We start from the raw sequence: 15,150 nt of genomic DNA, 5'->3' as shown, positions 1-15,150 counted from the left end.
GGAACGAAAAAGGCCAGCAGATGCTGGCCTTTTTTAATTCGGGTTCAGGAAACCTGACTAAGGCTTACTGACCGAACGGATGCCGCATGATGATCGTTTCCACCCGGTCCGGACCGGTGGAGATGATATCGATCGGGGCTTCAATCTGCTCCTCCAGGAAACGGATATAGGCCTTGGCGTTCTCCGGCAGCTGCTCAAGAGTGGTCAGACCAAAGGTGCTTTCCTTCCAGCCCGGCAGTTCTTCGTAAATCGGCTCGATATCAGCGTAGCTGTCACAGCCAATGGGCGGACGCTGAATCTCTCCGTTCGGTGTACGATAACCGACACAGACCTTGACCGTATCAAGGCCGTCCAGCACGTCCAGCTTGGTCAGGCAGATACCGGACACGCTGTTGATCTGAATGGCGTGACGCAGGGCGACCGCATCGAACCAGCCACAGCGGCGACCACGGCCCGTGGTGGTACCCACTTCGTTACCCTTGACCGCCAGGTGCTCACCCACGTCGTCAAACAGTTCGGTGGGGAACGGACCGGAGCCAACACGGGTGGTGTAGGCCTTGGTGATACCCAGAACATAGTCCAGATACATCGGACCAAAACCGGAACCGGTCGCTGTACCACCGGCTGTGGTGTTGGAGGAGGTCACAAACGGATAGGTACCGAGGTCAATATCCAGCAGGGAGCCCTGAGCACCTTCAAACAGGATATGTTCACCCTTCTTGCGGTAGTCGTGCAGCAGATCGGTTACGTCCGCCGCCATCGGGATGATCTCTTCACCCATGGCCAGCAGCTCAGCCAGCGCCTGATCCACATCAACTGCCTCTTCCTTGAAGTACTCCGTCAGCACGAAGTTGTGGAAGGACATGATTTCCCGCAGCTTGGTCTCAAAGCTGGCGGAATCGAGCAGGTCGCCCACCCGCAGGCCACGGCGGGAGACTTTATCTTCATAGGCAGGGCCGATACCGCGTCCGGTGGTACCGATCTTGTCGTTGCCACGGGCACGCTCGCGAGCCTGGTCGATACGGATATGGCTGGGCAGAATCAACGGGCAGGCCAAGCTGATACGGAGACGATCACGCACGGCCACACCGCGCTCTTCGAGCTCGCGAACTTCCTTCAGCAGCGCTTCCGCAGACAACACCACACCGTTACCGATCAGGCAGTTGACGTTGGAACGCAGAATACCCGACGGGATCAGGTGGAGCGCGGTTTTTTTGCCTTCAATCACCAGGGTGTGTCCGGCGTTATGCCCCCCCTGGAAACGCACCACTGCAGCAACCTGTTCAGTCAGCAGGTCAACAATTTTGCCCTTTCCTTCATCACCCCATTGGGTGCCCAGCACTACAACATTCTTGCCCATGATTCTCTCTCGATGTTCCGGCACCCAGGGGTGCGGCAACGGTAAAATGTATGGATTCGGCGCCAACCGGCCTGAACAATGTCTACAAAGATTCCACGACCCACTGACCATCGCGCAGGGACAGCACGCGGTCACAGCCTCGGGACACAGGATCAACCCCGGTCTCATCCGGCAGAGCCTGTACCACCGTCTCTGTCAGGCGCAGGCCGGCGACCACGCCTGCCAGCGCAGGGTCGTCACTGACAGGCGCCCAGATGGCGCCACTACGGATCGAAGCACGATCGCCCAACGCGACCAACGCCCGCACATCCAGGCTGAATCCGGTCGCAGGACGGGCCCGGCCAAAATCACTGCCAATGGCGTCGTAGCGACCACCCTTGGCGACCGCATCGCCATGACCCGGCGCATAGGCAGCAAACACCAGACCGGTGTGGTAGTTGTACCCACGCAGTTCGCAGAAATCGAAACCCAGCCCGACTTCAGGGAAATCACGCTTCAGCATATCGGCAACGCGGGCAAGCTGGTCCAGTGCCTGGACAACGTTATCCGATGCGCCTTTGAGTATCACCCGCGCCTGATCGAGCGCCTCGATGCCGCCGCTGACCGCAACCAGGCCTCGCAACTGGCCACCGGCGCTGTCTGCGGGACACCCCCCCAGCAGTTCGTTCAGCTCAGGGACCGATTTACGCTGCATGGCGTCAAAAATGGTGGCTTCGGTATCCGCATCAAAACCGGCTTCCGCAATCAACGCCTGGTAAATGGCGACATGGGCAAGATCCAGATGGATACGAGGCAATCCAGCCACTCTGAGCGCTGCCAGCATCAGGCTGATGACCTCGAGATCAGCAGACTCAGAACGACTGCCAAACAGTTCACAGCCTGCCTGGATCGGCGTGCGACCAGTCAGCATGTGCTGAGGGCGGGTATTGAGCACGTGCCCGGCATAACACAACCGGGTCACCCCTTCCTGACGCAAGGTATGGGCGTCAATCCGCGCCGCCTGCGGTGTCATATCGGCCCGCACACCCATCATGCGTCCGGTCAGCTGATCAGTCAGCTTGAAGGTCTGCAGTTCCAGGTCATGCCCGGTTCCGGTAAACAGCGATTCCAGATATTCAATCAGAGGAGGGATTACGAGCTGATAACCCCAACGTTGGCAGGTGTCCATCACGTCCCTGCGGAGAGACTCGATGCGTCCAGCCAGGGGCGGCAGAATGTCTTCCACGCCATCCGGAAGCAACCAGCGATCAGATACTGTCATGTGTTTCTAGTGTCCGTCGTTATCCCGCACCAACACGTCGAGGTCACAGGATTTCAAAGAATTGAGGGCCAGGCCCGAAGCGGAACAAAACCAGAGGCGACCCAGGAATCGCCAGCGACTCCCAAACCGGCGGAATTTTACACCGTTAGCGCACACAAAAAAACCGGAATGCCAGGGACATTCCGGTTTCTGTGGTCAACCAGAGATTAATTGGTGCCCATGGGGTTCTTCAGGAAGCGAAGAAACTCACTCTGAGCGTCAATAACCATCAGGTCTTCCGGATTGGCAAAGGTGTTCTGATAGGCCTCCAGACTCCGGTAGAAGCTGTAGAACTCTTCGTTGGAACTGTAGGCGTCGGCATAGATTGAAGCTGCCTGACCATCACCCTCACCGCGCAGTTCCTCGGCCTTCGCAAACGCTTCCGCCAGAATCACGGTACGCTGGCGATCGGCATCGGCACGAATGCCTTCGGCAGCCTCACGACCCCGGGAGCGGAATTCCTGCGCCAGCTTTTCCCGTTCGGTGGCCATCCGGCGATAGACGTTGTCACTTACCTGCCCCGGCAGCTCAATGGCCTTGACCCGGATATCCAGCACCTCAATGCCGAATTCGGTAACAGACGTCTCGTTAACGCGGTCACGCAGAGTGTGCATCAACTCATCACGCTGACCGGAAACGACCTCGTGCATGGTGCGAACACCGAATTCATCCCGCAGCCCATTGTCGACCCGTGAAGACAGCAGGGACTGAGCCCGCAGTTCATCACCACCGGTCGCCCGATAGAACTCATCCACATTGCTGATACGCCAGGCAATGTACGAATCCACGTCGAGGGGCTTCTTCTCGATGGTCAGATATTGTTTGGAGGGCAGATCGCTGGTCAGCACCCGCACATCAAACCGCCGCACCTGATCAATCACCGGCACCTTGAAATGAATACCCGCCTTGATATCAGTCTCAATCAGCTCTCCAAAGCGCAGTAACACGCCACGGTGAGTTTCCGGAATGATATAGACGCTCGATAACACCAGCAGGACGACAATCAGGGTGCCTGCAAGACCCACAATACCTTTAGGTCCCATGATTATCTCCCCCTCCGTACGGTACTGGACTGGCGATCCTGGAGCTCCTGCATGACACGGTCAGTCAGGGAGCGAATATCGCTTTCGGTCATTGAGGACTGGGGGTTACCCAGAGTGCTCTCGCTGCGCGCTGCTGCGCCCGAACGATTCACCAGCTGGTCCAGCGGCAGGTACATCATGTTGTTGCCACCCTCGGTATCGATCAGGATCTTGCTGGTGTTGGACATCACCGTTTCCAGCGCCTGCAGATACATCCGCTCGCGGGTCACCCCCGGAGCCTGCTGATAGACTTCCAGCATGGCGAGGAAGCGGGAGGTTTCACCGTTGGCACGCTCGATCACTTCGGCCCGGTAGGCTGAGGCTTCCTCAACCATACGCTGCGCCTGACCACGAGCCTCTGGAACCACCTTGTTGCGATAGGTTTCCGCTTCTTCCTTCAGGCGCTGCTCGTCTTCCCGCGCCCGCTGAACTTCGCGGAACGAGTCCTGTACCGGTGCCGGCGGCTGTGTGCTTTCGACGTTGACCCGAACAATTTCCAGGCCCGTTCCATAGTCTTCCAGGAAGCTCTGCAGCCGCTGCTCAACCCGCACCGCGAGTTCAGCCCGTCCTTCGGTCAGAACACCATCCAGCTGCGAACTGCCGACTTCGTGACGCAGGGCGCTGTCAGTAGCGTAGGCCAGGGCCTCGTTTGAATCACGGACATTGAGGACATAATCCCTGGCACTGGACACCCGGTACTGAACCTGAAGCTCGACGGTAACCAGGTTTTCGTCCTGGGTCAGCATCTGGCCACGGGATTCGGCATTACGAACGTTAGTCACCCGAACCTTGGTCACGTCGTCAATCAACGGCACCTTGAAACGCAGACCCGGGTTCTCGGTCTTGTGGTACTCACCGAAGCGCAAAACAACGGCGCGCTCCTGTTCGTCGACGGTGTAGAAGGACTGAAAAGTGATGTAACCAACCAACAGGATCGCGGCCAGCGCAAACATCGCGCCAAACCCGCTACCCCCTTTGTTATCGCCCGTACTACCAGGACCTCCGGCTTTTCCGCCCTTACCGCCCAGCAGCTTGTTCAGACGGTCGAGACCTCTTTTCAGCGCCTCATCCAAATCTGGTGGTCCCTGATCATCACCGCCACGACGACCGCCTGATCCCCATGGATCATTGTCGTTGCGATTTCCACCCGGTTCGTTCCAGGCCATATTGCTCTCCGTTCCAATCTAGTCTGATGGCTGCAAATACTAGGGGGTTATAAGAGCTACGGCAATAGCCAGTAGCTTACCCTTGCTCCGCTCCCCCTGACTGAGCGTAGCGTATGGTGGCGGGATCTTTGCCCGCCCGTCTGATCAACTGTAACCAGTCCCGCTCCTGAAGGCGAACTTCGACGACCCCATCGCCATTATCCAGATGCTGTTCAGACAGCACCGCTCCGGCCTGATGCAACAGCGAGCGGAACCTGCCGTCAGCGGGCTCAAGCACCACAAAGTGATGAACCACATCCTCTGCCAGCCGCTCTACCACAGCGTCCTGGAGCTCATCCATTCCGGCTCCGGTAATCGCCGACACCCAAACCCGGACCGGCACGCCGTCTTCATTGCGATCAATTCGCGGCTGAAAGTCTTCCAGCAAATCAATCTTGTTGAATACCTGGAGCACTGGCACTTCATCGGCTCCGATTTCCATCAGAACCTGCTCGACCTGATCAATATTGTCGTCGCGGCGCTCGTCACTGCAGTCAATCACATGCAGCAAAAGGGTCGCATCGGTGGTTTCCTCGAGCGTCGCCCGAAACGCCTCAACCAGTTTGTGTGGCAAATGGCGGATGAAACCCACCGTATCGGCAAACACCACCGCTCCTATATCCGGCAGCTCCAGCCGCCGGAGGGTGGGATCCAGGGTCGCAAAGAGCTGATTGGCAGCATAGACCGACGAGGACGTCAGGCGATTGAACAGAGTCGACTTGCCCGCATTGGTGTAACCCACCAGGGACACCGTGGGGATGTCCGCCCGCTGCCTTGCACGACGCCCCTGATCACGCTGCCGGCGAACCCGGGCCAGGCGACGGTGAATCGATTTGATCCGCTCCCGCAGCAGGCGGCGATCGGTTTCAAGCTGGGTCTCACCGGGACCACGCAGACCAATCCCCCCTTTCTGGCGCTCCAGGTGTGTCCACCCCCGCACCAGCCGTGTGGACATATGTTCGAGCTGGGCCAGCTCTACCTGCAGCTTGCCTTCATGGGTACGCGCGCGTTGGGCAAAAATATCGAGGATTACACCGGTGCGGTCGAGTACACGACACTTCAGCTGCCTTTCCAGGTTTCGTTCCTGGCTTGGACTGAGGGCGTGATTGAACAGCACCACATCCGCTTCGGAGAGCTCTACGGCCTGCTCGATTTCTTCCAGCTTACCTTCCCCCACAAACAGGCGGGAACTGGGCTGGTTGCGGGAACCGGTTACGGTGGCCACAGCCTCTACGCCGGCGGAAGCGACCAGTTCGGCGAATTCGCCCAGATCCTCCCCCTCATTGTGGGAAGAGAAATCGATATGAACCAGGACCGCCCGTTCACCAACATCAGGACGCTCAAACAAGGGCTATCAACTCCAAAATCTCAAGTCATAGAAATGCAAACACCCGCTTCCCTGAAAACCGCACACGACGGGCCCAGAAAGAGCGGGTGAAAACTGGCTAGAACGCCGGGTTGCCGAAAGAATAAAATCAGCCTTCAGCGTCTTCTCCAGCCGGGTTCTGTTGAGGAATCCGGACATTGCGGGCTGGCACAACGGTAGAAATAGCGTGCTTGTAAACCATCTGGCTTACCGTATTTTTCAGCAGGATCACGAACTGATCAAAAGATTCGATCTGGCCCTGAAGCTTGATTCCATTGACCAGGAAGATGGATACCGGAATACGTTCCTTGCGCAGTGCGTTAAGGTAAGGGTCTTGTAGAGAGTGCCCTTTTGACATGTTATTTTCTCCTGTTATTGAAGTAATTCAGATCGTCATTAATTCAGTTAAATGTGGTGGGTAACCCGATAATTTTCAAGGCCGCCTCGACATTTTGCCCAGACTCGGAGTCGAGCCAGCTTACATCCGGCCATTTCCGCAACCAGGTTAACTGACGTTTGGCCAGTTGTCGGGTGGCAGCGACCGACTTCGCAATCATCTCTTGCTGGTCATACTCTCCGGCCAAATAGGCCCAGGCCTGGCGATAACCAACACAGCGCATAGAGGGCAAGTCCGCAGACAAATCGCCTCGCGCCATCAGCGCCCGAACCTCATCCAGAAACCCGCCTTCCAGCATTTTCTGGAAACGGAGCTGGATTCTTTCATGGAGCACGCGTCTTTCGGAAGGAGCAATCGCAAGCTGAATAACAGTATACGGCAGTGTTGACGATTCGTCTGCCTGCCACTGCGTGAAATAGGGGTAATTCGTAATCTCCCCCGAATTTTGGCCTGCACCGTCTTTGTCGGCCCGCCACAACGCAGAAATCGGCTGGCCGCTCAACCGGATCACCTCCAATGCCCGCAGCAGTCGCTGGCGATTATTGGGGTGAATCAACCCGGCGGCAATCGGATCAAGCCGAGCCAACTCGTCGTGCAGGGCCGGCCACCCCCGCTGTTCGGCCTCCTGCTCCAGCTCACGCCGCAGCTCCGGGTTCGCCGACGGCAAATCCGACATACCCTGCAGTAATGCCTTGAAGTACATCATAGTCCCGCCCACCAAAAGCGGAATACGACCTTTAGCGGTAATCTCCGCCATCTCCCGCAGGGCATCCCGACGGAAATCCGCAGCCGAATAGGTTTCAGCCGGATCACAGATATCAATCAGCCGGTGCGGTGCCCGCACCAGTTCCTCCGCGGTCGGCTTGGCGGTGCCGATATCCATCTCCCGATAGATCAACGCCGAGTCCACACTGATCAGCTCGCAGGGCAGATGCTGACACAGCGCCATGGCCAGATCGGTCTTGCCCGAAGCCGTCGGTCCCATCAGGAAAATCGCCGGAGGCAGGGACCGGGACTCTGTGCGCTCCCCTTCCACCTGCATCAGCGCCCCCTCAGGAACAGTTTGTCCAGTTCGGACATGGTAACCAGAGTCCAGGTGGGCCGGCCGTGATTACACTGACCACTCCGCTCGGTGGCTTCCATATCCCGCAGCAGAGCGTTCATTTCCGGGATGGTCAGCTGCCGATTCGCCCTGACGGCACCATGACAGGCCATGGTTCCCAACAGTTCGTGCGTCACCGCCTCAATTCGGTCGCTCTGGCCATTCTCGATCAGGTCGGCCAGTACATCGCGGACCAGCTGCTCGGTATCGGCATTGCGAAGCAGGGTTGGCACCTGACGTACCGCAACGGTTTCAGGACCAATCCGCTCAATCAACAGTCCAAGACGCTGCAACTCGTCACCATGACTTTCCGCCAGAGCCGCCTCCTTCTGGCTGACCGCCATAGACAGGGGCACCAGTAACGGCTGGCTTTTAAGGTTTTCGGCATCCAGCGCCAGTTTCATTCGCTCGTAGGTGATTCGCTCGTGGGCGGCATGCATGTCCACCACGATCATGCCCTGGCGGGTCTGGGCCAGAATATAGATACCGTGCAACTGGGCAATCGCATACCCCAACGGCGGCTCGTCACCATCAGTCTGCGGCGGCGTTGGCATGACCTGCCCCCGGAATGGTTCACCATCAGACACGGGCGCGGCTGATTGCATGGGCTCCGCAGAGGACCGGGCGGCCACTCCGCCACCTTGATTCAATGACTGGTAGAAGGCCATCTGGTCGCGGGCTTCCCAGGTTTTCTGGGGAGGCTGCGCGTGAGATCCGGCAAAGGCGCTCTGCGCAGGTGCCGCGATGGCAGCCTCCGCCAACCGCCCGACTTCAGCATTCGCACCTTCCACCGCACCGGTATCACGCCCCAAGGACTGAGCGACAGCACCGCGCAGATGATCATCCGGGCGAACATCCGCCAGCGCCTTGTGCAGGGTCCGGAAAATAAAGTCATGCACCAGGCGACCATCGCGGAAGCGGACTTCATGCTTGGTGGGATGCACATTGACATCCACCGTTGCCGGGTCAACCTCCAGATAAAGCACAAAAGCCGGATGGCGATTGTTGTACAGCACATCGCGATAGGCCTGCCGAACGGCGTGGGCCACCAGGCGGTCACGGATTACCCGGTTGTTGACGAAGAAATACTGCAGATCAGCCTGGCTGCGTGAAAACGTGGGAAGCGCCACCCAGCCCCACAACCGCAAACCAATGGCTTCGGCATCAATCACCACGGCATTATCTATGAATTTCTGCCCGCACAGCGCGCCAATTCTCCGTTCCCGGTCCAGCTGGGTGGGCGCCGGGCGCAAGCTCTGAACCACTTTCTGGTTATGACGGAGGGTAAACCCGGTATCAAACCGGCCAAGCGCCTGACGCCGCAGGCACTCTTCGAGATGACCGAACTCGGTTTTTTCAGTGCGCAGGAACTTGCGTCGCGCGGGGGTGTTGAAGAACAGGTCGCGAACCTCGACCGTTGTACCAACCGGATGGGCCGCCGGAGACAACCGGGCATCCATATCACGCCCCTCAACCTCAACCCTGGAGGCCGCCTCCTGCTCCTCCGTGCGCGAGGTCAGCGCCAGCCGTGAGACTGAACTGATACTGGCCAGGGCCTCACCGCGAAACCCCAGCGACCCCACAGCCTCCAGATCTTCCAGACTGGAAATCTTGCTGGTGGCATGGCGACTGAGGGCCAGCGGCAGATCGCCCTCGCTGATCCCGGATCCGTTGTCACGCACCCGGATCAGTTTTACCCCGCCCTGTTCGACATCCACATCAATATTACCGGCCCCCGCATCCAGGGCGTTCTCCACCAACTCTTTGAGCACCGAGGCCGGGCGTTCGACGACCTCACCGGCGGCGATCTGGTTGGCAAGTCGGGGGGACAACAGTTTGATCACAGACATGGTCCGGATGGGCCTCTTTAAACTGACAGCGGGTGTATCGGCTTCTTGGCCGGAATGATAACAGAAGGTGGGAGTCGGGGCAGACTCGAAATCCGCCCCGGCCGGGTGTGACAACGCCTTACTGGAGCAGGGATCAGGACGCCGGAATGCGAATGGTTTGGCCCACCACCACGCGATCGTCGGAGAGGCCGTTGTATTGCATCAATTCCCGCACGGTGGTGCGATTATCCCGCGCAACAGCAGACAGCGTATCACCGCGCCGGATCTGATAATGACTCGTGCCGCCGGTCGACTGACGCTTCTGCCAGGCCACCAGGGTTCCCGGCGGCGGCGTTTGGTTGAAGTAATCCTCAACCCCCTTAAAGACAGCATTTGCCAGTCGCTCCCGATAATTCGCACTACCGAGGTTACGCTCCTCCTGAGGGTTGGAGATAAAACCGGCCTCCACAAGAATGGACGGGATATCCGGAGACTTGAGCACCACGAAAGCCGCCTGTTCTACCCCAGATTTGTGCAACCGGGTGACCTGCTCCAGATTCCGAAGCACATAATCACCCACTCCGATGCTGGCGTTGATACTGGCGGTCATCGACAGATCAAGGAGGACACCAGCAAGCGTATCATCCTTGCCGTCCAGTGAGACACCACCGGAACCACCAATCAGGTCAGAACGATTTTCACTGCGCGCCAGCCAGCGAGCCGTTTCACTGGTCGCTCCGCGCTGGGACAGAGCAAAGACCGACGCGCCGCGGGGTTGCGAGGTACGGAAGGCATCCGCGTGAACCGACACAAACAGGTCGGCATTGTGGCGACGGGCCAGCAGGGTTCGGCTGCGCAAATCAACATAGTAGTCGCCATCACGGGTTAAACGCGCCGTGTAGCCTGGCTGACTTTCAATCTTCTCAGCCAGGGCCCGGGCCAGACGCAGAACCACATCCTTTTCTCGAGTGCCTGACGGCCCGATTGCGCCAGGATCCTCGCCGCCGTGACCCGCATCGACTACGACGATGATGTCCCGCCTGCCAGAGCCGTTATCGGACAACGTCGGCTGTACCGGCTCACTGGTGCGAGTTCCGGCACCGCTGCCAAGCAGGTCCAGCACCAGCCGGTGACCGTAGGACTGGTTGGGGTCCAACTGAAAACTGCGAGGCTGCACATCGCTTCTCAGATCAAGCACAACCCGCAAGTCGGAGCCATTCCTGGCTGCACTGCGAATGCGCTGAATAGGCGTGCCTGACAGGTCCAGCGTCGAAAAATCAGCCGCCAGATTCGCATTACTGATGTCGATCACCAGCCGGGCCGGGTTTTCCAGGGCAAAAATGTTGTGCTCCACCGGAGTCGAGGTATCGAACACCAGGCGGGTATGATCCGGCGCCGGCCAGATCCGGGCACCCTCGATGGAGGAGCCGGCCATGGCCGAGCTGATCCAGAGCGGCCAGCAAACCAGCAGCAGCGCAGCGCCCCGCAGCTTCCGGGAGGCCCGATGGCAGAATGATCCGTTGAGGTACTTTCCCATCCTGATTTCCCAATCACACCCTAATGATTCGTTCAGACCACATGTCCGGCCCCAATCGCCTGCACCACCCCACGGCCGCGAGGGCTCCCGCCGTTGAGGTGGGCGACCCGACCTCGCCCATGAGGCTCCAGCCGAACAATCAGGTCCGGCTCGGGCAGCACTCCCTGCCCTCGTTCTGCCCATTCGATAAGACAGACATCGTGACCCAGGAAATAATCGCGGATCCCCATGTACTCCAGCTCTTCCGGATCGCCCAGCCGATAAAGATCGAAATGGTACGCCGCTGGCGTTAAATGCTCGTAGGGCTCAACCAAGGTGTAGGTTGGGCTTTTGACCGAGCCGTTATGACCCAGCCCCCGCAACAGCCCACGACTGAGGGTGGTCTTGCCCATCCCCAGATTACCTTCGAGAAACACCGTGAGACCTTCGCCGCTGGCACGCACCTGTCCGGCAATCGCCGAACCCAAAGCCTCGGTTGCCTGTTCATCGGCCAGCACTACTGTGCAGCTGACCGTATCACTCGCCGTCAACGGCATCATCGATTCCCTTTAAACCCGCCCGTAAGCGTCGGGCCGCCAGCCTTTCGGCATCGGCCAGCATCCGCGGCAGCGTATCAATCACATCATTGGGGATCAGCCCCATGTAGCCTTTCACCTGCGAGGCCCGATCAGCACTCGCCAGGTGCAGTGCTGCAGCCATGGTCGCTGCCTGTAGCGGCGAATCCAGCTGGGCCAGCAAGCTGCCAATCATACCCGACAGCACATCACCCATACCACCGGTCGCCATACCCGGATTACGACCATCAACGATGACGAATTCCGTGCCATCGGTCACCACGGTACCCGCCCCTTTGAGCAATACAGTCCCGCCATACTCCTGCTGGATTCGTGCGGCCGCAGCGAGCCTGTCCGCTTCGACTTCCGCCGCAGTCAGCCCCAACAGCCGCGCAGCCTCACCCGGGTGGGGCGTCAGGATGTGGTTGCTGGCCGTAACCGGAACCCGCTGCGACAATAAATTCAGCGCATCTGCGTCCAGCACCTGCGGCTTGCCGCTGGATACGACCTGCTGCAGCATTTGCTGCCCCCAGGACGATTGCCCAAGCCCGGGACCACAGACGACCAGCGACGCTCTCGCCAGCAGCGGCGCCAGCTCCGAACCATGAATCACGCCCTGAGCCATCACCGACGGACACCGCGCCAGCGCGGGCATCACATGTTCCGGCCGCGTTGCCAGGGTGACCAGTCCGGCACCACTGCGTATGGCGGCCTCGGCGGCCAATAACGCAGCGCCGCCATATCCGCGGTCCCCCGCTACAATCAGCATGTGCCCAAAATAACCTTTGTGTGCCGCAGCGGCCCTGACCGGCAGCAGTTCCCGCAGCCCCCACCAGTCCACACGCCGGGCCATCGGAGCTTCCCCGCACGCAGGGAGCTGATCGCCAGTATCCAGCGACTCAAACACGACCTCTCCGGCACAGTTTGCTCCCTGCCCGGTGAGCAGTCCGGTCTTGAGACCGATAAAGGTCACCGTCAACGACGCCTGAACCACGTCACCGGCGGCATGGCCGGTCGTGGCATCAAGTCCCGAAGGGAGATCAATCGCCAGCACCGGCGCCGGACTGGCATTGCAGCGGCGGATCACATCGCCAAAGGGATCCCGCGGAGCACCAGCAACGCCGGTGCCCAACAGGGCGTCGACAATGAGTCCGGCCGTGGCAAACAATACCGAGCGCCCACCATCATCGAGCTCCCGCCACAGCAGGATCTCAACGCCGTCATTGCGCGCGACCTGGCAGGCTTTGCTGGCATCGCCCTGCAGACTCTGCGGATCGACGACAGCCACGCAGTCCACATCAAGTCCATGGCGTGCGGCGCTGGCTGCAACCAGATAGCCATCGCCACCATTATTCCCTGCCCCACAAAGCACCAGTAACCGGCCGGGCTCAGGCCACGTTCTGATCAGATTACGGAAGGCGCTTGCTGCCGCTCGCTGCATCAGTTCAAACCCGGGCACCTGACACTGACTGATCAGATAACGGTCCATCGCCCGCACCGAATCGGCGGAATACAGGGATTCTGGTAAGCTAGCGCTATCCGCTGGATTCATGCTGTCACGCCCTGACAAAGAAACCGGTTGAAGTTATGAGGCCAGATGTCTGTAAAGAATAGCAAAACAGCCAAAAAGGTCATAACTTAAACAGTTGCCGTTTTGTTAAACATTTTCAAGCCCACTATGCATCATTCCCTGGACACCCTGCCAGACACCATTCGCCGCTGGGCCAAAGAGCTTGGTTTCGCCGATATCGGCATCACCCACGCCGACACCGGAAGCCATGGCGACCACCTGAAACGCTGGCTGGCCGAGGGCCTGCACGGCGAGATGGGCTATATGGCCGACCACGGCGACATGCGTTACACCCCCGCGTCGCTGGTGCCGGGAACCGAGCGGGTCATCTCAGTAAGAATGGATTACCTGTCGGCCCCGGACAGCCCGCGAGACGTTCTGGCAAACCCGGAAAAGGCCTATATCTCCCGCTATACCCTGGGCAGGGACTACCACAAGCTGATCCGCAAGCGTCTGTCGACACTGGCCAAACGCATTGACGACGCAGTGTCAGGCTTCAATTATCGCGCCTTTGTGGACAGCGCGCCGGTGCTGGAACGGGCGCTCGGCACTCAGGCCGGACTGGGCTGGCAGGGCAAAAACACCATGCTCATTACCCGCCAGGCGGGATCGTTCTTCTTCCTCGGCGAGATATTCACCAGTGCGCCCCTCCCTGTCGACACCCCATACGACAAGGACCACTGTGGGCGCTGCACCGCCTGCCTCGACCTGTGTCCGACCCAGGCATTCCCTGCGCCCCATGTGCTGGATGCCCGCCGCTGCATCAGCTACCTCACCATTGAGCTGAAGGGAGCGATTCCGGAGGAGCTGCGCCCGTTGATGGGCAACCGCGTGTTTGGCTGCGATGACTGTCAGCTGGTGTGTCCCTGGAATCGGTTTGCCAAGGCTTCAAAGGAAGATGACTTCAAGCCCCGGCACCACCTGGACAACACCGAGCTGGCACAACTGTTTTTATGGAACGAGGAAGAATTCCTCAAGCGCACCGAAGGCTCGGCCATTCGCCGGACAGGTTATGAAGGCTGGTTGCGTAACCTGGCCGTGGGGCTGGGCAATGCACCCTCCACCATCCCGGTGATAGAAGCACTCAGGAAGCGGGCAGACCACCCTTCCCCGCTGGTCAGGGAACATGTGGCCTGGGCACTGAGCCGGCACGGCGTAGATCCGGTCGCCCAGCCGCCGGCACTTCAGTCCTGAAGACGGAAAAACTGCTCCCGGTAATGCTGCAGTTCGGCAATCGAATCCCGGATATCATCCAGCGCCAGGTGGGATCCTTTTTTCTTCACTCCGGCCAGTACGTCAGGCCGCCAGCGTCTTGCCAGCTCCTTGACAGTGCTGACATCGAGGTTGCGGTAATGGAAAAAGGACTCCAGCCGAGGCATGTACTTCACCAGGAAGCGACGATCCTGGCCAATGCTGTTGCCGCACAGCGGTGACTGTCCCGACTCCAAATGTTCCTGCAGGAATGCAATGGTCTGTTGCTCAGCCTCTGCTTCGGACACCTTACTGTCCCTGACCCGCTGGGTCAGGCCATTCTCACCGTGGGTCCTGGTGCACCACTCATCCATGGCATCCAGCAGACTGTCAGGCTGATGGACCGCGATCACTGGACCTTCAGCAATAATTTCAAGTTCTGAATTGGTCACGATGGTGGCGATTTCGATGATGCGCTCGCGTTCCGGATCCAGTCCGGTCATTTCCAGATCTATCCAGACAAGGCGGTCGGATGCGGACATACAGCTCTCCTGAGAAAAGGGATTGGGAAAGACGCCGCCGTGCAGGCAGCGGCTGGGCAATTCGAGTATGATGTTACACCAGATTATCCCTTGATACTGACACCAGACTATTGCC

At 59.1% G+C, this 15,150-nt stretch carries 13 protein-coding genes; 1 reads left to right on the top strand and 12 read right to left on the bottom strand.

Translation table 11 applies throughout. The features are described from left to right. Window positions 1–64: 64 nt before the first annotated feature. The 11 genes from BLV11_RS04305 to BLV11_RS04255 form a co-directional block, all read right to left on the bottom strand. Window positions 65–1,360, bottom strand: a complete 1,296-nt coding sequence (locus BLV11_RS04305) for an adenylosuccinate synthase (RefSeq protein ID WP_091811720.1) — start codon at window positions 1,358–1,360, stop codon at window positions 65–67. A gap of 82 nt (window positions 1,361–1,442) precedes the next feature. After that, window positions 1,443–2,621, bottom strand: a complete 1,179-nt coding sequence (locus BLV11_RS04300; protein WP_091811719.1) for an ATP phosphoribosyltransferase regulatory subunit — start codon at window positions 2,619–2,621, stop codon at window positions 1,443–1,445. A 206-nt stretch (window positions 2,622–2,827) separates the two neighbouring features. Continuing rightward, on the bottom strand, window positions 2,828–3,703 hold the full coding sequence (gene hflC / locus BLV11_RS04295; protein ID WP_091811718.1) for a protease modulator HflC: 876 nt from the start codon (window positions 3,701–3,703) through the stop codon (window positions 2,828–2,830). Window positions 3,704–3,705: 2 nt separating this feature from the next. Beyond that, window positions 3,706–4,908 carry an FtsH protease activity modulator HflK gene (gene hflK, locus BLV11_RS04290; RefSeq protein ID WP_091811717.1) on the bottom strand — a complete coding sequence of 401 codons (1,203 nt, stop codon included), beginning with the start codon at window positions 4,906–4,908 and terminating at the stop codon, window positions 3,706–3,708. A gap of 76 nt (window positions 4,909–4,984) precedes the next feature. Beyond that, entirely contained in the window at window positions 4,985–6,295 is a 1,311-nt protein-coding gene (hflX, locus tag BLV11_RS04285) for a ribosome rescue GTPase HflX (RefSeq protein ID WP_091811716.1), read from the bottom strand. Between the two features lie 127 nt (window positions 6,296–6,422). Continuing rightward, complete coding sequence (hfq, locus tag BLV11_RS04280) at window positions 6,423–6,671, bottom strand: RNA chaperone Hfq (protein WP_091811715.1); 249 nt, start codon at window positions 6,669–6,671, stop codon at window positions 6,423–6,425. Window positions 6,672–6,714: 43 nt separating this feature from the next. After that, window positions 6,715–7,752 (bottom strand): tRNA (adenosine(37)-N6)-dimethylallyltransferase MiaA, encoded by a 1,038-nt coding sequence (gene miaA, locus BLV11_RS04275; protein WP_091811714.1) that lies wholly within the window; start codon window positions 7,750–7,752, stop codon window positions 6,715–6,717. After that, window positions 7,752–9,662 carry a DNA mismatch repair endonuclease MutL gene (mutL, locus tag BLV11_RS04270; RefSeq protein WP_091811713.1) on the bottom strand — a complete coding sequence of 637 codons (1,911 nt, stop codon included), beginning with the start codon at window positions 9,660–9,662 and terminating at the stop codon, window positions 7,752–7,754. Before mutL ends, miaA begins: the two co-directional genes overlap by 1 nt. A gap of 133 nt (window positions 9,663–9,795) precedes the next feature. After that, window positions 9,796–11,076 (bottom strand): N-acetylmuramoyl-L-alanine amidase, encoded by a 1,281-nt coding sequence (locus tag BLV11_RS04265; RefSeq protein WP_245725917.1) that lies wholly within the window; start codon window positions 11,074–11,076, stop codon window positions 9,796–9,798. A 134-nt stretch (window positions 11,077–11,210) separates the two neighbouring features. Then, window positions 11,211–11,714 carry a tRNA (adenosine(37)-N6)-threonylcarbamoyltransferase complex ATPase subunit type 1 TsaE gene (tsaE, locus tag BLV11_RS04260; RefSeq protein WP_091811711.1) on the bottom strand — a complete coding sequence of 168 codons (504 nt, stop codon included), beginning with the start codon at window positions 11,712–11,714 and terminating at the stop codon, window positions 11,211–11,213. Next, complete coding sequence (locus tag BLV11_RS04255; protein ID WP_175528281.1) at window positions 11,695–13,284, bottom strand: NAD(P)H-hydrate dehydratase; 1,590 nt, start codon at window positions 13,282–13,284, stop codon at window positions 11,695–11,697. The genes tsaE and BLV11_RS04255 overlap by 20 nt, the downstream gene beginning before the upstream one ends. A gap of 126 nt (window positions 13,285–13,410) precedes the next feature. Between BLV11_RS04255 and queG the strand changes: the two genes are divergently transcribed. Continuing rightward, window positions 13,411–14,496 (top strand): tRNA epoxyqueuosine(34) reductase QueG, encoded by a 1,086-nt coding sequence (queG, locus tag BLV11_RS04250; RefSeq protein ID WP_091811710.1) that lies wholly within the window; start codon window positions 13,411–13,413, stop codon window positions 14,494–14,496. Here the strand turns inward: queG and orn are convergent. After that, window positions 14,487–15,035 carry an oligoribonuclease gene (orn, locus tag BLV11_RS04245; RefSeq protein ID WP_091811709.1) on the bottom strand — a complete coding sequence of 183 codons (549 nt, stop codon included), beginning with the start codon at window positions 15,033–15,035 and terminating at the stop codon, window positions 14,487–14,489. The genes queG and orn overlap by 10 nt on opposite strands. Between the last annotated feature and the right edge of the window lie 115 nt (window positions 15,036–15,150).

Source organism: Marinobacter mobilis (genome assembly GCF_900106945.1).
GTDB lineage: Bacteria > Pseudomonadota > Gammaproteobacteria > Pseudomonadales > Oleiphilaceae > Marinobacter > Marinobacter mobilis.
Note: the sequence above shows the minus strand (reverse complement) of the source record. Positions and strands in the feature narration are given on the sequence as shown.

What these genes read in the sequence shown, in the direction of transcription:
- BLV11_RS04305 (WP_091811720.1), bottom strand. Translation starts at nt 1,360, where the DNA reads ATGGGCAAGAATGTTGTAGTGCTGGGCACCCAATGGGGTGATGAAGGA.
- BLV11_RS04300 (WP_091811719.1), bottom strand. Translation starts at nt 2,621, where the DNA reads ATGACAGTATCTGATCGCTGGTTGCTTCCGGATGGCGTGGAAGACATT.
- hflC (WP_091811718.1), bottom strand. Translation starts at nt 3,703, where the DNA reads ATGGGACCTAAAGGTATTGTGGGTCTTGCAGGCACCCTGATTGTCGTC.
- hflK (WP_091811717.1), bottom strand. Translation starts at nt 4,908, where the DNA reads ATGGCCTGGAACGAACCGGGTGGAAATCGCAACGACAATGATCCATGG.
- hfq (WP_091811715.1), bottom strand. Translation starts at nt 6,671, where the DNA reads ATGTCAAAAGGGCACTCTCTACAAGACCCTTACCTTAACGCACTGCGC.
- miaA (WP_091811714.1), bottom strand. Translation starts at nt 7,752, where the DNA reads ATGCAGGTGGAAGGGGAGCGCACAGAGTCCCGGTCCCTGCCTCCGGCG.
- mutL (WP_091811713.1), bottom strand. Translation starts at nt 9,662, where the DNA reads ATGTCTGTGATCAAACTGTTGTCCCCCCGACTTGCCAACCAGATCGCC.
- BLV11_RS04265 (WP_245725917.1), bottom strand. Translation starts at nt 11,076, where the DNA reads ATGGCCGGCTCCTCCATCGAGGGTGCCCGGATCTGGCCGGCGCCGGAT.
- tsaE (WP_091811711.1), bottom strand. Translation starts at nt 11,714, where the DNA reads ATGCCGTTGACGGCGAGTGATACGGTCAGCTGCACAGTAGTGCTGGCC.
- BLV11_RS04255 (WP_175528281.1), bottom strand. Translation starts at nt 13,284, where the DNA reads ATGAATCCAGCGGATAGCGCTAGCTTACCAGAATCCCTGTATTCCGCC.
- queG (WP_091811710.1), top strand. Translation starts at nt 13,411, where the DNA reads ATGCATCATTCCCTGGACACCCTGCCAGACACCATTCGCCGCTGGGCC.
- orn (WP_091811709.1), bottom strand. Translation starts at nt 15,035, where the DNA reads ATGTCCGCATCCGACCGCCTTGTCTGGATAGATCTGGAAATGACCGGA.